Genomic DNA, 18,429 nt, shown 5'->3' with positions numbered 1-18,429 from the left:
AGGGAAAGACCATGTTGAAGAGTGGGCCAATCAAGGCGCTGGGCATGATGTCGGGCACGTCGCTTGATGGCGTGGATGCAGCTGTTTTGGTGACCGATGGGGTCGATATTCTCGAGTTCGGTCCGGTGGCCTATCGGCCTTATGCCGAAGAGGAGCAGGCTGTCTTGCGTGCCGCGCTGGGCAGCTGGCGCGCCGATGACGCAGCCGCATTGGTCGAAGCGGCCCATGCCGAAGTGGCCCAGGGCTTTGACGGCATTGAGCTTGTCGGGTTTCACGGGCAGACGCTGGCCCATGATCCCGGCGGACAGGGAACCTATCAGGCAGGCGACGGTGCGCAGCTTGCCGATGTGCTGGAACGGCCCGTGGCATGGGATTTTCGGACGGCAGATGTCGCAATGGGTGGGCAGGGTGCGCCGCTGGCACCATTTTTTCATTGGGCCTGTGCACGGTGGATCGACGCCGAAGAGCCGGTGGTGTTCCTGAACCTTGGCGGGGTGGGCAATCTGACTTGGGTCGATCCGCAAAGCGACAGACCCGATGCGCAGGGTGTCCTCTTGGCCTTTGATACGGGCCCGGCGAATGCGCCGCTCTCTGACGAGATGATGCGCCGACGCGGTGTGGCGATGGACGAAGGGGGCGCGCTCGCGCGTTCTGGCAACGTGGATGCCGCCGTGATCGGACGCTTCATGGAGCATCCTTTTTTTGATCGGATGCCGCCGAAATCACTGGATCGCAATGATTTTTCAGAGGTCTTGGATGTTGCGCATCTGTCTGACGCCGATGCCGCCGCGACGCTGACGGCGGCGATCGCCATGAGTGTGGCCGTGGGAATGGAGCTGTGCCCTACCCAGCCGTCACGGGTGCTTGTGACCGGTGGCGGGCGCAAGAACGCAACGTTGATGGAGATGCTGCAGGCCGCGATGCGCTGTCCGGTGCAACCCGTCGAAGAGGTCGGGCTGGATGGTGACATGCTTGAGGCGCAGGCCTTTGCCTATCTGGCTGTGCGCGTGGCGCGGGGGCTATCCACGTCATGTCCGACGACGACAGGAGTGCCTGCCGTTGTAGGCGGTGGGACCTTGAGCGAGCCGCACTAGACTGTGTGTGGCGCTGTTTGCCTGACGGCAAAGGCGCCCCGCCCACCGTCCCCGATCAGACAAAAAGTGTCAGCGCATAGGCAACCACGGCAATCTGGATCAACTGCAAGATGACCGAGACGCCGTGCAAGAGTTTGAACTTGCCCGTTTCGCCCGCATCCGTGGCCGTATTGATCTGCGGCATCAGGATCTGACGGGCATAGAGAGTGGTGAGAGCCGTCAGCGCAAGAATGATTGCTGTCGTCGCATTGACGAAGGCGCTGGGCACCGCAGCAAGCGCTGCGGTGATCATCACCACAAGGTAATAGGGTGGAAAGGCGTGACGCAGGGCGTAGCGCGCCTGTGTCTGATCGAAGAGTTTGAACACCAAAGCTGCAAAGCCAAAGCTGTAAAGCACCATGCCGCCAAACAGCGCGGCCGTCAGGATCAGGGAAAGAGCGGGCAGGAAGGATGTCATGCGGGCCTCAGGCGGTTTGCGTTTGTCCGGGGAGGTAGGTGGTGGCGGGCCAGTGTCGAGAGCGTGTCGAGAGCTTGCTGAGAGCTTCGGGTCCCACCAAAGGAAACCTTCAGACCCGCCCGCGCATGAGGTCTGGCTGACACTGGCCAAGCGCCTTGCCAAGGATAATCATCCGTATCCCCAACGCCTGTTGGGGCCCCTCGGTGATTTTCCTTGGCAATTCTCTTGTCCCGCGTCCACCTGACCGCAAGCGAGGGCGGCTCCGAAGAAAACCTCTCAGCCGGGAAAATCGATCAGAACCGATGACGGGTAGTCGAAACGGTCGCGGCTTTTGTCGCGAATGGACACACCGAGCCGCACATCAAGACCCTCTGAGGACGACACGCCAATGCGCAGGCCTGTGTCGAGGTCTTCTTCTGTCTGGTTGGTTGGGCTGACCACTCTGCTTGCGCTTTGGACCGTATCGCTGCGCCTTCGGCAGGATACGGTGATCGGGTCCGTGCGGCCGCGATAGGTCGGGACGGCCAAAGTTGCCGGGCTGATGAACGTTGCACGCAGGCCCGTGCCTGTTGCCGTGCAAGGCAGCGCCGTGAGTTCCTGCCGCGCTAGGCCACTGCGCGCGAATGTGCGGACTGTCATCGGATCGAGGCGATCAAGCGTTTGTGCCGCTTGTCGACCTGTCACGGTGAAAGAGACCGTTTCGCCGCTGGGTATCGGATTTGTGCAGGCAGCAATCAGCGAGCAGGCGAACAAGAGGGCAAGGCGTTTCATACCCATGTTTTACGGGTCGGATGGGCGTCACGCGAGCAAAAGGAAGACACCAATTCGTGATTGTCCGCTTGAAGCGCCCGGGCCAAGGGGGCAAGATGACCGAAAGAGCAAGTGCGGTTGAAAAGTGCCCCATGCGGCCATAATTCAACTCAACCGAAATGGAGCCGCCTGACGTTGCCAGAATGGGACGCGGGATGAGCTGCCGAGGATAAGGAAACCAAAATGCAAGAGATGTTGGCATCGAGCTATCCGGTATTGCCTCTGCGCGATATCGTGGTGTTCCCACACATGATTGTGCCGCTTTTTGTGGGTCGCGAAAAATCAGTTCGCGCCCTGGAAGAAGTGATGCGCGAAGACAAACAAATCCTGCTGTCGAGCCAGATTGACCCGAGCCAGGACGATCCGGAATCTGATGGCATCTATCGTGCCGGTGTTTTGGCGAATGTGCTGCAACTGCTGAAGCTGCCCGATGGCACGGTCAAGGTGCTGGTCGAAGGCCGTGCACGGGTGCGGATCACCGAATACCACGAGAACGACGACTACTTTGAAGCGTCGGCTGAGTATCTGACCGAAATGCCCGGCGATGAGACCGCGACCGAAGCGCTTGTGCGGTCTGTGGCGAAAGAGTTTGAACGCTACGCCAAGGTTAAGAAAAACATTCCCGAAGAAGCGCTGGCTGCTGTCGCGGATAGCCGTGAGCCTGCAAAGCTGGCCGACCTTGTGTCGGGTCACTTGGGCATTGAGGTCGAGCAAAAGCAGGATCTGCTTGAGACGTTGAGCGTGAGCGAGCGGCTGGAAAAGGTCTTTGGCCTGATGCAGGGCGAGATGAGCGTTCTGCAGGTCGAGAAGAAGATCAAGACCCGCGTGAAATCCCAGATGGAGCGGACGCAGCGCGAGTACTATCTGAATGAGCAGATGAAGGCCATTCAGAAGGAGCTGGGCGATGGCGAAGAGGGCGAAGGCGAAGTTGCCGAGCTGGAAGCCAAGATCGCCGAGACCAAGCTTTCGAAAGAAGCCCGTGAAAAGGCGGATGCCGAGCTGAAAAAGCTCAAGAACATGTCGCCCATGTCGGCTGAGGCCACGGTTGTGCGCAACTATCTGGATTGGATGCTGTCCATTCCGTGGGGGACACGCAGCCGTGTGAAAAAGGACCTTGGCCGTGCGCAGAAGGTGCTGGATGACGATCACTTTGGCCTTGAGAAGGTCAAGGAGCGGATCGTTGAGTACCTTGCCGTGCAGCAACGCTCGCGCAAGCTGAAAGGGCCGATCCTGTGTTTGGTGGGACCTCCTGGCGTTGGTAAAACCTCGCTTGGTAAATCCGTGGCCAAGGCAACAGGGCGTGAGTTTATCCGGATTTCTCTGGGTGGTGTACGTGACGAGAGCGAAATTCGCGGTCACCGCCGGACCTATATCGGTTCCATGCCCGGCAAGATCATTCAGGCGCTGAAAAAGGCGAAGACGACGAACCCTCTGATCCTGCTCGATGAGATCGACAAGATGGGTCAGGACTTCCGGGGCGATCCGGCGTCGGCGATGCTTGAGGTGCTCGATCCGGAACAGAACTCGACCTTTGTCGATCACTACCTTGAGGTCGAATATGACCTGAGCGATGTGATGTTCCTGACGACCTCGAACAGCTACAACATGCCTGGGCCGCTGCTGGACCGGATGGAGATCATTCCGCTGGCAGGTTACACCGAGGACGAAAAAGCCGAGATTGCCCATCGTCACCTGATCCCGAAACAGGTGAAAAACCATGGGCTTAAGGCTAAGGAGTTCACGTTGGAGCCTGAGGCGCTGCAAGAGATTGTACGCACCTACACCCGCGAGGCAGGCGTGCGGAACCTTGAGCGTGAGATTGGCAAGCTGGCGCGGAAGGCCGTGACCAAGATCGTTAAGAAAGAGGTTGAGGAGGTTGTTGTAACCCCTGAAAATCTCGATGATTTCCTTGGAGTGAAGAAGTTCCGCTATGGGCTTGCCGAGGAAAGCGATCAGGTCGGTGTTGTGACCGGGTTGGCGTGGACCAGCGTCGGTGGCGATCTGCTGCATATCGAGGCGTTGAAGCTGCCCGGAAAGGGCCGCATGAAAACGACCGGTAAGCTGGGCGACGTCATGAAGGAGTCGATTGATGCGGCGTCTTCATATGTCCGCTCCATCGCGCCTGAAATCGGTGTGAAGCCGCCAAAGTTCGACACGCTGGACATCCACGTGCACGTGCCGGACGGCGCAACGCCAAAGGATGGCCCATCAGCGGGTTTGGCCATGGTGACGTCGATTGTGTCGGTGCTGACAGGCATTCCGGTGCGGCGTGACATCGCCATGACAGGTGAAGTCAGCCTGCGCGGCAACGCGATGCCGATCGGTGGTTTGAAAGAGAAACTATTGGCGGCGCTGCGCGGTGGGATCAAGACGGTGTTCATCCCGCAGGAGAATGCCAAGGATCTGGCCGAGATCCCGGACAATGTGAAAGAGGGGCTGGATATCATTCCTGTGACCCACGTGTCCGAAGTGCTGGCCAAGGCATTGGTCGAAGCGCCTGAGCCCATCGAATGGGACGAGGCGGCAGAAGAAGCGGCTGCTGCGGCGGCAGCTGCGTCGGCCGCGGATCAAGCGGCAGCTGATGCAGTGAAGCACTGACGCCATCCTGAGAGCTAGAAAGGGCGCCCTTTGCGGCGCCCTTTTTCATGCCTGCAGCATGTGGGCCTTGCGGAAAAAGCGCCGTGTGACCAGCGTTGCGGCAATGGCCAGCCCAAGGCTGTAGCCGATCCAGACGCCCACTGGCCCCCAATCCAGCCAAAATCCCAGAACATAGCCGGTCGGCAGTGCGAGGACCCAATAGCTGATCATCGTGATCAGGACGGGGATGGCATTGTCGGTCATGCCGCGACAGGCACCAAGCATTGTGCTTTGGATGCCGTCTGCGATTTGCATCAGGGCCGAAATCAAGAAGAGCGTGATCGCGAGCCCAATAACCGCCGGATCATCCGAAAGGGCGGTCGTGATGGGGCCACGTGCGATCAGGATGAAAACCATCACAAGCGTCATCCAGCCGACGATAAAGATCATCGCGGCGCGGCCAATCATTTGAAGGCGCGCTGTCGCTCCGGCGCCGACGGTTTGGCCGATGATGATCGACACGGCAATCGCAACGCCAAGCGGCACCATATAGAGCACCCCGCCAACGGCGTTCACGATCTGATGTGCCGCCAAGGCAGCGGCGCTGAACCATCCCATCATGAAGCCCACGACTGCATATGCGCCGCCTTCGCCGACATATCCCAATGCGATGGTCGTGCCCTCGCGCAGCTGTTTGCGGATCTCGGACCATGTGCTGAGTGCTTTGGTTCGGGCGGCCGCGAAGGCCGCAGACTTGCGCCAGATGATCACGGCGGCAATCAGGCTGACTGTTTCGGACAAGAGGCTGGCAAGGCCCGCGCCAAGCAGGCCGAACCCCTCCCAGCCGCCAATCCCGTGGATCAGCACATAGTTTGCCGGCATGTTCAGAAGGACCGCGCCGAATGCGAGGATCACGCCGACCCAAGGACGGTCGACGGCGTCAAAAAGACCTTTGAGCATGTAAAACAGGGTGAAGGGGATGAAATACACCGCCATCGCGGTCCAGTAACCCGGGACAATGGCCACAACGTCCGCAGGTTGACCTGCGTAGGGCAGGAGCGGCAAGAGCGTCAGCATCAGCCCCATCCCGATCAGACCAGTCCCAAGCCCGACAACCAGTCCGCTGTGGGTGGCATCAGTCAGCGCGTCGGGGTCGGATTTTCCGTGGGCCTCGGCCATGCGCACGCCCGTGGCCGAAACAAAGCCGAAGAGACCCGAATACATGACGATGAGAAAGGTGCCGGTAATCGATGCCGCGGCCAAAGGCACGGTGCCAAGAGGGGCAATCATGATCGTGTCGACCACGGTGATCAGGGTTGCCGCAGCCAGAGAGATGGCGATGGGAAAGCTGAGGGCGGCAATTGATCTGATCTCTTGCCAAAGCGTTGGATGAGGCATGGGGCTGCGTCCGTGTAGGGGTCACAGCGGTGTGTTATCCACGTTGGGTCAAGTCAACCTGCGTCTCGGCAGACGCGGGTGTGCAGGCCGTGGGTTTTCCACAGGGTTACCCCCATCGAAATTGGGGCGTGTTTGGGTTCGGGCTAGATCGGGACCAATCTGCATGGCAGGTTGCTGTGAAATCCGGGGGGATTTCATGAGTTTACCAACGAGACGCGGTCTGATCATGGGCGCAGTGGCGGCCGCTGTTGCAGGACCGGCAATTGCCAAAGTGCCGCCAGTCATCAAGTTGCCGGGCGATGTTCAGACGGGTGAGGCCGCCACTGTTATGGCGGTGCGTACAGTTTCGGCCGCTGTTGCACTCACATTTGATGACGGGCCACATCCGCGCCTGACGCCTGTTCTGCTCGACATGCTAAAGGCACGCGGAATGCGGGCGACGTTTTATGTGATCGGGGATCGCGTCCGTCGGCATCCGGGGCTGGTCCAGCGCATGTTGGCGGAAGGGCATGAGGTTGGCAATCACTCCTGGACCCATCCCGTTCTTGCCAATCTGGGGGACCAGTCGGTGATCCGCGAAATGGATGACACAACGCGCGCGATCTATTCCGTCACCGGCAAGGTGCCTGTCACTATGCGCCCGCCCTATGGCGCACTGACGTTTCGGCAACGCCACATGCTGTATCATCGGCGCAAATTGCCGACGATCCTGTGGTCTGTCGATCCGCAGGATTGGCGCCGACCGGGCGCGCAGATTGTTGCGCAGCGCATGCTTGCGGGTGTCAAACCGGGGGCAATTCTATTGGCACATGACATTCATTCTCCGACGATCCAGGCGATGCCAGCGGTGCTGGAAGGCATCGTCGCACGTGGTTACCGGGCGGTTACGGTTTCCGAGTTATTGGGGTGGCCGAAGTGGCAAACACGAAACTTTGTGTTAAAAGCGAGTTGAGCAGAAATCAAAACACGCAGGAATTGAGGTTCACGACATGGCCAAAGCCACATCCGCACGCAAGACATCGACATCTACGGCGAGCACAGCAACCAAGCCTGCATCCAAGACTTCTGCTGCCTCGGCGACACCGGCAAAGCGGACTGCCGCGCCAGCGCGTTCGGCGGCCAAGGCTGTTCCTGCGGCCACGGCATCACGTGCGGCCAAGTCGGCTGCTGCCCCGGCGGGTGTGACCGCCGCAAAGAAGGTCGAGGCATCTGTCGCTACAGCCGATCTCAAGAAAAAGGACCTGATCGATCAAGCCGTGCAGCGCAGTGGCGTGAAAAAGGCGATGGCCAAGGCCGCGATTGAGGCGGCTCTTGCCGTGATGGGTGAAGCGTTGGAACGCGGTGAGGGGCTGAACATCGAGCCGTTGGGCAAGGTGAAAATTCAGCGTCAAAAGGATGTGCAAGGTGCCAAGATCATCACCACCCGCGTGCGCCGAAAAACTGCTGCGCCAGAGTAATCTCGCCTCTTGCCCCTGACACGGCACCGGGCTAAACCACACGCCACGGCGGGTGATTAGCTCAGTGGTAGAGCGCTTCGTTCACATCGAAGATGTCAGGAGTTCAAATCTCTTATCACCCACCACTTCCTCCTTTTTCGGTGCGGCCTGACGAGGGGATTCAATGACTTGGCCCTTTCCTGAGATCTACGTGCTACGACACGGTGAGACGGCGTGGAATGCCGAGCGCCGCATGCAAGGGGCGTTGAATTCGCCGTTAACGGTCAAAGGCGTTGCACAGGCCGAGGCCCAAGGCCGCATTATGGCGAGCATCGATCTCGACGGGTTCGACATCATCGTCAGCCCGCAGGGCCGCGCCTTTCAGACAGCGGCTATCGCCTTGGCCCCGTTTGTAGCCAACCTGCGGACCGATCCCGAGCTTTCCGAGATTAAAGTTGGAGACTGGTCTGGGATGTTGCGGGATGATCTTCCGACCTTTCCAGATGCCAAAGACACCCCTGATGGTGTGCTTGAGATGTATGACCACGCCCCCGGCGGTGAAGGGTTCGAAGGGCTGCGCGCGCGCTGTTTGGGATTCCTCCAGCAGCTGAAGCGGCCATCGGTATTGGTGACCCATGGCATCACAAGCCGGATGATCCGTACGCTGCACCTTGGGCGAGACATCGACAGTTTGGGCGACCTGCCTGGCGGGCAGGGCGTAGTGTTTCACCTGCGGGATGGGGCACACCACCGATTGCAGGAATAACGGTTTCTCAAACCATTGTCGCACGACACCAGGTGGCATGGTGTTTGACTGAATTTTCGGGCGAACCCAGGCGAAAATCCAATTGTTTGCGATCTGGTTAAAATTCGCCCTTGCGCGCGGACCGGTCACAGGTTTATCACGCAGCCCGTCGGGTGGTTAGCTCAGTTGGTAGAGCGTTTCGTTTACACCGAAAATGTCGGGGGTTCGAGCCCCTCACCACCCACCATTCTCTCCCTGCCTCGGCAATGATGTCCGCCCTGTCATCGCAAGCGCGATGTCGAGTTCTGCGGTCAAGACCTCCCACAATCGGTTCAGCCCCGCTTCGCCGCCAGCCGCGATGGCAAATTGCAGGATGCGGCCTAGGAATGTGAAGTCTGCGCCTTGGGTCAGGCACTTCAGCACGTCCTCGCCAGAGCGCAGCCCGCTGTCGAAAAACAGGGGCATGTCTGGGCCAACTGCCTCGCGAATCTTCGGCAGCATCTCGAACGGTGCAGGCGCGCTGTCCAATTGACGCGCGCCGTGGGATGAGACTTGGATCGCGTCGACACCATGGGATTTCAGGGTGATGGCATCTTCGACATCCAAAACGCCTTTGACGACCAGTTTCCCGGGCCATGCGTCGCGCATTTTGTCGAGCGTCTCCCAATTGGCGCGCGCGCGGCTTTCAGTTCGGTCAAAGCTGTAGCCGGGCATCTGAAAATTCGCCATGTCGGGCTTGCCCGCCATGAGTGTGCTGATGGACCAGCGGGGATGCAGGGCAAAATCAAGGAACTGGCGTGGGCCAATTTTGAACGGCATTTTGAAGCCGTGGCGCAGTTCGCGCGGGCGGCGTCCGACCTCTGGGACATCCACGGTCACAACGAGTGTTTCGTAGCCAGCGGCGCGGGCGCGGTCGATGAGTTTGAATGTGCCGGTGCCGTCGCCGCTGAAGTAAATCTGGAACCACGCGTGGCCGTCGGCAACCTGAATGATCTTTTCCAGCGGGGTCGAGGCGACGGTTGAGACGCCGTGTGGCACCCGGTGTTTCGCGGCCAGCCGGGCGAGCATCAGGTCCGCGCCGGGACCGGACAGGTTGCACATGCCCATGGGCGCGATGCCGAACGGGCGGTCTGCGGGCGCGCCAAAGAGGGTCGTCGCAACGGATCGGTCGGACACATCGCGCAGGATGCGCGGGCGCAAAGTACAGGCGTCGAGCGCGGCGCGATTGCGGTTTGGACCGTTTTCCGTGCCTGCCGCTCCGTCGATATAGTCAAAAATCATCCATGGCAGTTTACGCTTCGCAATGCGGCGCGCGTCCTCGGCGCAATGGATGTGATCTGCCGCCGCCATCAGGCCCAGGGATCAAGCAGGATTTTTGGCGCCGGGATGCGGCCTGCTCGAATGTCCGCAAAGGCAGCCGCCCCATTAGACAGCGGTCGGGTTTCCGTCCAGTCGAGCGCACCCAGACGACCATCAAAGATGGCCTGCGCCGTGTCGCGGAAATCCTGCGCGGTGTAGGTATAGGTGCCGATGAAGGTGATTTCCTGAAGTGTGATCCGGCGGATATCGAGGCCGCCTGTATCTTCGCCCAGCCCGATATGGGCGATGACACCACCGGGAGCGGTCAGCCGGGATGCGGTCGCGCGTGTGGCTGCGTAGCCAACGGCATCAATCGCGACGCTGTATTCACCATCCGGGGTGGCGACAGCGTTTTCGCGGCAGGTCTGAGTCAGGTAGGTCCGCCGCGTGTCGTTGGGCTCGGATATGATGATGTCGGTAACGCCCATGGCGCGTAAGGCGAGGGCGGCGGCGAGGCCGATTGCACCGCCGCCGATTATTAATGCCGTGCGCGGCATATCGGGATGCAGGGCCTCAAGCGCGAGGCGGGCGGCGTGCCAGCTGACGGCGAGTGGCTCGGCAAGGGCGGCCTTGGCGAGCGGAACGTCATCCGGAACAGTCACGAGGTTGCGGTCGGGCATCGCCACGTATTGCGCAAACGCCCCTTCGCGCGGCTGCATCGAGATGATCTGACGGTCAGGGCACAGGTTTTCGCGACCCGCGCGGCTCATGGAGCTGTCAGGGTTGGTGACCAGCGGATTGATGGTGACCCTTCGGCCATCCTGCGGCCCGCCCACAATCACGCCCGCTGCCTCATGCCCAAGGATCAGTGGAGCAGGGCGACGCGCGTCGTGGCCGAGATAGGCGTGCATGTCCGATCCGCAGATCCCGACCGAGGCGATGCGGATCAGGTGTTCGCCGTCACTTGGTTCAACATCCGGCACATCGCGATGTGTCAGCGTTTCGACCCCGTCATAGACCAGCGCCTTCATTTCGCGGTGAACCCCCCATCGACCATCAGCGTCTGTCCTGTGACATAGCCAGAGGCATTTGAGCACAGGAACAATAGAGGCCCATCCATATCAGACAATTCACCGTTGCGCCCAACACAGGTTTGGGCAGCGTTCCGCGCCGCGCGGTCAGGATCGCTGAAAACCGCGTTGGTCAGCTCGGTTGGAAAGAAGCCGGGGCCGATGGCGTTGGCGGTGATGCCGTCCTTGGACCATGCTTCGGCCATCGCACGGGTCATCTGGGCGATGCCTGCCTTGGTCGTGCCGTAAGCGATGCCGCCCGGAAAGGCGCGGGTCGTTTGCAGGGACGCAAAGTTGACAATACGGCCCCAGTGTTTGGCCTTCATCGCAGGCACAAGGTGCTGAGACAGGAAAAACGGCGCTGAGAGGTTGAGAGCGAGCGTCGTGTCCCAGCCGTCATCGGTCACGTCATCTGCAGCCTCGCGGGTATTGATGCCCGCAGCGTGGACAAGGATGTCTGGGCTGCCAAACGCGCGCGTGATGTCTTCACAGAGAGACTTTTGCCCTGCTCGGTCGGCCACGTCGGCGGCGACATATGTGGCGCTTGGGCCGATGTCGGAGACCACTGCTTCGAGTGCCTCTTGCCTGCGGGCGACGCAGACGACCTGAGCGCCCGCTGCAGCAAGGACCTGTGCTGCGCGACGACCAAGTCCCGAGCTTGCACCTGTGATGCAAGCGACGCGACCGGTTAGATCAAACAGCGCGAGCGGATCACCCATCGGCGGAGAGATCAAAATTCTCACCGGGGAAGTACTTGGCCAGACGCACGTCAGCCGACCGGGCATGGCCTTCCATGCCTTCAAGACGGGAAATACGGGCGGTGGCCTGCGCGACCTGACGCGACCCTTCGCGGGTCGCGCGCTGCCAGGTGACGATCTTCATGTATTTGTGGACGCTCAGGCCGCCGGTGTAGTTCGCCGCGCGGGAAGTCGGCAGCACATGGTTCGTGCCGGTGGCCTTGTCGCCGTAGGACACTGTCGTTTCTTCGCCCAAGAAGAGCGAGCCGTAGCAGGTCAGGCGGCCCAGCCACCAGTCCAGGTCATCGGCCTGCACTGTCAGGTGTTCGGGCGCGTATTCGTCGGAACAGGCGGCCATGTCTTCGCGGTCGTCGCAGATGATGACCTCTGCGTAGTCGCGCCACGCAGCGAAGGCATTTTCGCGGTTCAGTTCCGGCAGATCATCGATCAGGCCGGGCACCATGGACATGACCTTTTCCGCCAGTTCACGGTCATCTGTGACCAACCAGACGGGCGAGTTGTAACCGTGTTCGGCCTGCGACACCAAATCGGTCGCGACGATGTGCGGATCAGCGGTTTTGTCAGCAAGGATCAGGCTGTCTGTCGGACCAGCGATCATGTCGATGCCGACACGGCCAAAGAGGATGCGCTTGGCTTCCGCGACAAACTGGTTGCCTGGGCCGACAAGGATGTTCGCCTTTGGCAGGCCAAAAAGGCCGAATGTCATTGCCGCAACGCCCTGAACGCCGCCCATGGCCATGATCTTGTCCGCGCCGCAGATATGGGCCGCATAGACGATGGCTGGTGCGATACCGATGCCGGGGCGGGGCGGGGAACAGGCTGTGATGTGGCCGCATCCTGCAACCTTGGCGGTTGTGACCGTCATGATGGCCGATGCGATGTGGCTGTAGCGCCCGCCAGGGACGTAGCAACCGGCGGCGTCGACCGGGATCGCCTTTTGCCCCGCGACAAAGCCGGGTACAATTTCAGTCTCAACGTCATGCACCGTGCTTTTCTGCAGTTCGGCAAAGCGGCGCACGTTGTCGTGGGCGAATTGGATATCCTGTTTCAGCTTCTCAGGGACGAGTTCGATAGCGGCGGCAATCTCATCCTGTGTCAGAAGGACATTGCCTTCATACTGATCGAACTTCGCGGCATATTCCATCGCCTTGGCATCGCCACCCTGTTCGATGTCATCCAGAATACCGGTGACGATCTCGTGTGTTTTGCTCGCGTCGGATTTAGCCGTCAGAGTTGCCTTTTTCAGATAGTCGCGTGCCATGTCCCACCCTTTTATGCGTATCCGGTTGCAGGCCAGTTCGCGGATGGCGCGGTCGCGCGTCGTCACAAAATGTCTGCCGTGTCAGATGACTTTGGACCTGAGTAGAGGGCTGATTTCGATTCTGGCAAGCGCTTGGGTCCAAGGGGGGTGCACCTGCATGCGTTTTTTCCCCTCTGGAGGCAGGTATGCGCATCATATCATGCAATACTGTCAAATTAGAGGTCGTGTCTGCGAGTAAATCCCGGCAGGACATGCGAAGCGGGACTAATGTGGGCCCGTCGCGGGCGGTGCGATCGCACTGCCAATCATACGTACATCGGGTCGGATTTCAGGCGGTGCAATGTGCGTTCGGACATATGTCTGCGCCCGGAACGCATGTTTCATGAGGGCGGTGGTAAGTTGATGATTGCTGGCCCGAACCAGCCAAGGCAATCGCGTTGCGTGGAGAGACATATGTTTCTGATTTATGCGCTGGTTGCGCTTCAGATAAAGCATTGTTTTGCGGATTTCGTCTGGCAATCCGACTGGATGATTGCCGGCAAAGGCCGCTACGGGCATCCGGGCGGACTGGCACATGCTGGTCTCCATGCCGGTTTGACGGCAGCCATTTTGCTGGCATTGGGCGTGCCCCTGGGCGTCTTGGTTTGGCTCAGCATCGCGGAATTCGCGGTGCATTATCACATCGATTTCATTAAGGCGCAGACCGGCCAACGGTTGGGGCTGGACCCTGCCGATGGCCGGTTCTGGAGCCATCTTGGCTATGATCAACTCGCCCATCAAATGACCTATTTGGCCATCGCGGCGGTGCTTGTGGGGCTATAGGCCCGGAAAAACTGCTTAAAATCGGGTCAAAAAGCCACAGAAGACTCGCCTCAGGAATGTGTCCGTGCGTACATTGCGCGTAGGGGTGCGAAAATGACCGACACAGATATTCAAAGCTGGTTGGCTGGGCGAGGGTTGAACAGGTTTCAACGTCTGTTTGAACAGCACGCCATTGATTTGGATGTTTTGACATCCCTCACTGATGCCGATCTGTCAGAAATGGGAATTGCCCTTGGGGACCGCCGGCGCATTCTGGGTGCGATCAAAGGCATCGCCCCGGTCCCAACGAAACGCGATGGCGACACGACCGAGCGGTGTCAGGTCACCGTGTTGTTTTGCGATCTGGTCGGCTTCACGCATTTTGCAGATCAGCTTGATCCAGAAGACCTTGCGCCGCTGACCAAGCGCTACATGACGACGTGCCAAACCGTGGTCGAGCGCTGGGGTGGGCATATCGCCAATTACATGGGCGACGGGTTGATGGCCTATTTCGGTTGGCCGCAAGCTCATGAGGACGCCGCAGCGCGGGCTGTGTTCGCTGGGCTCGACATTGTCCGCGACGTAGCACAGTTGATCGGTCCCGATGACGCGCCTCTGGCGGCGCGCGTGGGTCTTTCAACCGGGATTGTCCTGGTGGGACAAAAGATGGGCGAGGGCGAGTTGAAGCTCGACTCGATTTTCGGCACGCCTCCCAATCTTGCGGCGCGTCTTGAGGCGCTGGCCGAACCGGGTGAGGTGCTGGCGGACGCGGCCACAAGGGCCTTGGTTGGCGATCTTCAGGTCATGGCGTTACAGCGGGGGCCGCAGGCAATCCGTGGGTTCCGTGATCCGGTTGAGGTTTTTGCGTTACGTTCACCACCAGCGGTCATGAAACCGCGCCGCCCCTTGGATTGGGTCGCTCCTGTGGGGCGTCCTGCCGTCGTCGGGCGCGATGACGTGCTGGATCAGATGACGCAGCTTTTGACCCGAATGGAGCCGAAGCAACCTGCAACCTTCATGCATGTCGAAGGCGAGGCAGGGATCGGCAAGAGCCATCTCGTGACTCATTTCCTTCGGCAATGTGACGATGAGGGGCTGCGCGTGGTGCCGTTGCAATGCTGGGAGTACCATAGCCAAAGCCCAATGACGCCCGTCATAGACTACCTAAACACCAAGGCCGGCGCGTCGCCCGAGGCGTCCGTCGCCGACCGCAAGCAGGCGTTCGAGCGTTTGGCGCTTGAATCACGCGCAAATCCGTCTCTTTTTGTCGAAGACCTTGGTGACCTTCTGGGATTGGCTGAAAAACCAGAAGGTGTCGGCCCGGGCACCCGGCGCAAATGCTGGTATCAGGCGCTGGGGCAAGGTTTGCAGGCGCTGTCGTTCAAGAAACCGCTCGTCATGCTGATCGAGGACATGCACTGGGCCGACACGGCAACGATTGATTTCCTGCATTACCTCGCTGGATTAGATAAGCTGAACGTTTTTGTGCTGACCACCGGACGGCCGGGTTTTTGCCCCGACTGGGCGGATGCCGAGCGCTTGGATATTCGATTGAAGCGGCTGAGCGCATCAGCCTCTGATGACCTCGTGCGTGGCGTGGCGGCAACCGCTGAGCTTGATGAAACGCTTTTGGCGCAAATCGTGGCGGCCTCAGACGGCGTACCGCTCTTTGCGGCGGAACTGACACGGGCGGTGCTGTCCCAAGGCTCCAGCGCGCTTGAAAATGACCGGCTTGATATTCCGCCAACGCTGCAAGGTGTCTTGATGGCGCGGCTCGCTTCAACGGGGTCTGCAAAACCCGTCGCGCAATTTGCGTCCTGTCTGGGACGGGTGTTCCACCGCGAGGTGTTACATGCCGCGTCCGGGCAAAGCGCCCGCAATATCGACGAGGCGCTGAACACGCTTGTGAATTGCCACATTTTGGAACCGGCAGAAGGCGATCAGCCCGGGATGTTTGGCTTTGCACATGCTCTGTTGCAGGAGCAGGCCTACGAGTCTCAGCCAAAGTCCCGACGAAAAACAGCACACGCCGCGATCGCGCGTGTGCTTCAGTCGCGACCCAACGCAAACCCGCTGGTCCTCGCCAGCCATCTGACGGCGGCCGGTTCAGAGTGGGAGGCTGCGCAAGCGTGGCGAAAGGCGGCCGAAGCGGCAGTTCGAAAGTCGGCGCATCGAGAGGCCGTGAGCCTTTATTCCACCGCGCTGGAACTGGTCCGCAAGGTCCCAGATCAAGACGGTGCTATCCTGTTTGAAACCCAAGTGCTGTTGGCCCTTGGGCCATTACAGTTGTCACTCGAAGGATACGGTGCCGAGACGGTCCAAGACATATACGACCGCGCCCGCGAACTGTCAGAACAGCTGAATGATCCAAAAGAGCGCTTTACTGCATTGGGTGGACAATGGTTGTTCCATCACATGCGGGCCGAGTACGGGCGCGCAGCGGGGCTGGCTAAGGAGCTTGTCGCGTTGGCGACCGGCATGGGCGCATGGGCTACGCTTGAGGCGCAGCGCGCCACCGGCGCAACCGCTTTTCTCCGGGGAGATCTTGCGACCGCGCGTCGGTCCTTTAGGGCCGCCATTGCCGACCCCGAACAGGCGCAAGGCAGCGAGGTGTCCATTTTTGGCGATACGCCAAGACTGGCCTGTTTGTGCTATTTGGCGTCCACCGAGTGGATGATGGGAAACCAAGTCGGGTCTTCCATCATGGCCGACAGCGCGCTCGAAGACGCGGTCGCCCATGATCAGCCGTTCTCTCTCGCTCGTGCGCTTTCGTTCAATAGTTTCACGCTTCATCTGCAGCGAGAGTTCGAGGCGTTGATGGAATTGACGGATCGCTGCATCCAGCATTCCGACAAACATGAATTCCCGTTCCATGGCGGTGTCGCACGCATCCTCAAAGGTTGGGCGCTGGTCGAAACCGGTGAGCCTGACGGCGGACGGGTGCTCTTGGATGAAGGTTTGGATCAATATCATCAATCCAAATCGCGGATGTTGAAAGGCTGGTTTACAACTTTGTCGGCTGAGGCCGCATTAGGGGCTGGCGATATCAACCAGGCGCAACATCTGCTGGATCAGGCGGATGCATTGATCATTCAATCAGGTGAAACGATTTCGCGGCCAGAGGTCTTGCGCGTTCAGGGGCGCCTCGCAAGGCAAACAGGCGACGACCGTGCAGCGGCGGCAGCGTTCGAAGACGCCTATCACACCGCCCGTAGGATAAACGCCACGGCGCTGGCATTGCGGGCCGCCGAGCTATGGCGTGAAGTTGACCCGGAGGCCGAGGCGCATGTTATCGCCGCTCGCAAGCGATTGGATGTCGGCCAAGCCTATCTGCCACAACCGTCTTTGGCCTGATGTGCAAAATAGTGCGCTAGGAAGCGGTGCCTTTCAGATTTGTGCATGAGTGAACAATAGATATATCTTTGCGGCCCTTCCGTGCGGTGAGTAACGCTTTATCTATTGGGCAACCCGATAGGAGACTTCCCATGAGTTGGAACCCAGCACTTGATCCCGACATTCCCACCGGCGACGCCGTCGATGCTGTCGAAACCGTCATCGTCCCGCGCGCCCGCGATCTAGGCGGCTTTGAGGTGCGCCGGGCACTGCCGGCCCCGAAACGTCAGATGGTGGGCCCATTCATTTTCTTCGACCAGATGGGACCGGCAGAGTTCCTCCCGACCCGTGGGATGGATGTGCGTCCGCATCCGCATATTGGTTTGGCGACCATCAGCTACCTCTATCGCGGACGGATGCACCACCGAGACAGCCTTGGCACCGATAGCTGGATCGAACCCGGCGCAGTGAATTGGATGGTCGCGGGCAAAGGGATCACGCACTCCGAACGCACGGATGATGAAACACAGACGGATCCGATGCCATTCTTTGGCATCCAGACATGGGTCGCATTGCCCGAAGATCAGGAGGATGCCGAGGCGTCCTTTGAACACGCGCCCAAGGATGCGCTGCCGTTTTTGGAAGGTGAGGGCAAAGAGGTGCGCTTGATCCTTGGCAGGGCCTATGGCGAGAGCGCTCCGGTCAAGACGGCATCCGAGATGTTCTATGCCGATGCCGTCTTGAAGGCCGGTGCCAAGCTGCCTTTGCCGGATAATCATGAGGATCGCGGGATATATGTCGTCGACGGATCGATTGACGTGGCGGGTGAAACCTACGCGGCAGGTCAGATGATGGTGTTTCGTCCCGGAGACCGGATGAGCGTCACGGCAGGCCAGACCGGTGCGCGTCTGATGCTCTTGGGCGGTGAGACGATGGGGCCGCGCCACATCTGGTGGAATTTCGTCGCCTCATCCAAGGAAAAGATCGAGGAAGCCAAGGAAGCCTGGCGCAACGAGGACTGGCAAAATGGCCGTTTTCAGCTGCCGCCGAATGACAATGCAGAGTTCATCCCGCTGCCCAATCGGTGATGGCCGGACATTAAGTCAGAAAAACTGTGCGCCCCCATCATTCTGCCGCTTGACGGGGCAGTTGGGGGCGCATATCACCCGCGAACACGTCTGAGGGATCAGACATGGGCGAGCGGTTGTAGCTCAGTTGGTTAGAGTACCGGCCTGTCACGCCGGGGGTCGCGGGTTCGAGCCCCGTCAACCGCGCCACCGCCCCGAATGATCCCACCTGACGCAAGTGCGCGGTTGTAGCTCAGTTGGTTAGAGTACCGGCCTGTCACGCCGGGGGTCGCGGGTTCGAGCCCCGTCAACCGCGCCACTTA

General features: G+C 60.0%; 16 protein-coding genes and 4 tRNA genes. 12 read left to right on the top strand and 8 right to left on the bottom strand.

Translation table 11 applies throughout. The features are described 5' to 3' along the window. Positions 1 to 11 precede the first annotated feature (11 nt). Positions 12 to 1,094: an anhydro-N-acetylmuramic acid kinase gene (locus FE702_RS05080; protein ID WP_147125180.1), complete on the top strand. Its 1,083-nt coding sequence runs from the start codon at positions 12 to 14 to the stop codon at positions 1,092 to 1,094. Between the two features lie 55 nt (positions 1,095 to 1,149). Here FE702_RS05080 and FE702_RS05075 read toward each other — a convergent pair whose 3' ends face one another. Further along, on the bottom strand, positions 1,150 to 1,551 hold the full coding sequence (locus tag FE702_RS05075; RefSeq protein ID WP_147125179.1) for a DUF4149 domain-containing protein: 402 nt from the start codon (positions 1,549 to 1,551) through the stop codon (positions 1,150 to 1,152). Positions 1,552 to 1,827: 276 nt separating this feature from the next. Next, a complete protein-coding gene (locus tag FE702_RS05070; protein ID WP_147125178.1) occupies positions 1,828 to 2,322 on the bottom strand; it encodes a hypothetical protein in 495 nt (164 codons plus the stop codon). A 222-nt stretch (positions 2,323 to 2,544) separates the two neighbouring features. On the opposite strand from FE702_RS05070, the gene lon reads away from it, so the two are divergent. Continuing rightward, positions 2,545 to 4,959 (top strand): endopeptidase La, encoded by a 2,415-nt coding sequence (gene lon, locus FE702_RS05065; RefSeq protein WP_147125177.1) that lies wholly within the window; start codon positions 2,545 to 2,547, stop codon positions 4,957 to 4,959. 45 nt (positions 4,960 to 5,004) lie between these two features. Here lon and FE702_RS05060 read toward each other — a convergent pair whose 3' ends face one another. Then, entirely contained in the window at positions 5,005 to 6,336 is a 1,332-nt protein-coding gene (locus FE702_RS05060; protein WP_147125176.1) for an MATE family efflux transporter, read from the bottom strand. Between the two features lie 196 nt (positions 6,337 to 6,532). Between FE702_RS05060 and FE702_RS05055 the strand changes: the two genes are divergently transcribed. After that, positions 6,533 to 7,288, top strand: a complete 756-nt coding sequence (locus FE702_RS05055; protein ID WP_147125175.1) for a polysaccharide deacetylase family protein — start codon at positions 6,533 to 6,535, stop codon at positions 7,286 to 7,288. A 30-nt stretch (positions 7,289 to 7,318) separates the two neighbouring features. On the opposite strand, the gene FE702_RS18860 is transcribed toward FE702_RS05055, so the two are convergent. Continuing rightward, complete coding sequence (locus FE702_RS18860) at positions 7,319 to 7,495, bottom strand: hypothetical protein (RefSeq protein WP_186826987.1); 177 nt, start codon at positions 7,493 to 7,495, stop codon at positions 7,319 to 7,321. Positions 7,496 to 7,517: 22 nt separating this feature from the next. Here FE702_RS18860 and FE702_RS18855 point away from each other — a divergent pair, with 22 nt between their 5' ends. The 4 genes from FE702_RS18855 (at position 7,518) to FE702_RS05035 (ending at position 8,764) form a co-directional block, all read left to right on the top strand. Then, positions 7,518 to 7,793: an HU family DNA-binding protein gene (locus FE702_RS18855; protein ID WP_147125174.1), complete on the top strand. Its 276-nt coding sequence runs from the start codon at positions 7,518 to 7,520 to the stop codon at positions 7,791 to 7,793. Between the two features lie 50 nt (positions 7,794 to 7,843). Continuing rightward, positions 7,844 to 7,918 (top strand) — tRNA-Val (locus tag FE702_RS05045). Between the two features lie 38 nt (positions 7,919 to 7,956). Then, positions 7,957 to 8,538, top strand: a complete 582-nt coding sequence (locus FE702_RS05040) for a histidine phosphatase family protein (RefSeq protein WP_147125173.1) — start codon at positions 7,957 to 7,959, stop codon at positions 8,536 to 8,538. 150 nt (positions 8,539 to 8,688) lie between these two features. Beyond that, a tRNA-Val gene (locus tag FE702_RS05035) sits at positions 8,689 to 8,764 on the top strand. On the opposite strand, the gene FE702_RS05030 is transcribed toward FE702_RS05035, so the two are convergent. From FE702_RS05030 to hisD, 4 genes are read right to left on the bottom strand one after another with little or no spacing between them, the layout of a single operon-like run. After that, complete coding sequence (locus FE702_RS05030) at positions 8,752 to 9,867, bottom strand: alpha-hydroxy acid oxidase (RefSeq protein ID WP_147125172.1); 1,116 nt, start codon at positions 9,865 to 9,867, stop codon at positions 8,752 to 8,754. The two genes, FE702_RS05035 and FE702_RS05030, sit on opposite strands and share 13 nt — an antisense overlap. Then, entirely contained in the window at positions 9,867 to 10,847 is a 981-nt protein-coding gene (locus tag FE702_RS05025) for an alcohol dehydrogenase catalytic domain-containing protein (protein WP_147125171.1), read from the bottom strand. The genes FE702_RS05030 and FE702_RS05025 overlap by 1 nt, the downstream gene beginning before the upstream one ends. Continuing rightward, positions 10,844 to 11,605, bottom strand: coding sequence for an SDR family NAD(P)-dependent oxidoreductase (locus FE702_RS05020; protein ID WP_147125170.1), 762 nt, complete (start codon positions 11,603 to 11,605; stop codon positions 10,844 to 10,846). Before FE702_RS05020 ends, FE702_RS05025 begins: the two co-directional genes overlap by 4 nt. Next, a complete protein-coding gene (gene hisD / locus FE702_RS05015; protein ID WP_147125169.1) occupies positions 11,598 to 12,905 on the bottom strand; it encodes a histidinol dehydrogenase in 1,308 nt (435 codons plus the stop codon). The genes FE702_RS05020 and hisD overlap by 8 nt, the downstream gene beginning before the upstream one ends. 453 nt (positions 12,906 to 13,358) lie before the next feature. On the opposite strand from hisD, the gene FE702_RS05010 reads away from it, so the two are divergent. The 5 genes from FE702_RS05010 to FE702_RS04990 all read left to right on the top strand — a co-directional run bounded on the left by FE702_RS05010 (position 13,359) and on the right by FE702_RS04990 (position 18,425). Continuing rightward, on the top strand, positions 13,359 to 13,727 hold the full coding sequence (locus tag FE702_RS05010; RefSeq protein WP_147125168.1) for a DUF3307 domain-containing protein: 369 nt from the start codon (positions 13,359 to 13,361) through the stop codon (positions 13,725 to 13,727). A 93-nt stretch (positions 13,728 to 13,820) separates the two neighbouring features. Further along, positions 13,821 to 17,060: an AAA family ATPase gene (locus FE702_RS05005; RefSeq protein ID WP_147125167.1), complete on the top strand. Its 3,240-nt coding sequence runs from the start codon at positions 13,821 to 13,823 to the stop codon at positions 17,058 to 17,060. 131 nt (positions 17,061 to 17,191) lie between these two features. Further along, positions 17,192 to 18,127 carry a pirin family protein gene (locus tag FE702_RS05000; RefSeq protein ID WP_147125166.1) on the top strand — a complete coding sequence of 312 codons (936 nt, stop codon included), beginning with the start codon at positions 17,192 to 17,194 and terminating at the stop codon, positions 18,125 to 18,127. Between the two features lie 112 nt (positions 18,128 to 18,239). Next, positions 18,240 to 18,316: transfer RNA gene (locus FE702_RS04995), tRNA-Asp, on the top strand. A 32-nt stretch (positions 18,317 to 18,348) separates the two neighbouring features. Beyond that, a tRNA-Asp gene (locus tag FE702_RS04990) sits at positions 18,349 to 18,425 on the top strand. Positions 18,426 to 18,429 lie beyond the last annotated feature (4 nt).

Origin of the sequence: Shimia ponticola, assembly GCF_007995215.1 — a bacterium.
In the GTDB taxonomy this organism is placed as follows: Bacteria; Pseudomonadota; Alphaproteobacteria; order Rhodobacterales; family Rhodobacteraceae; genus Shimia_B; species Shimia_B ponticola.
Note: the sequence above shows the minus strand (reverse complement) of the source record. Positions and strands in the feature narration are given on the sequence as shown.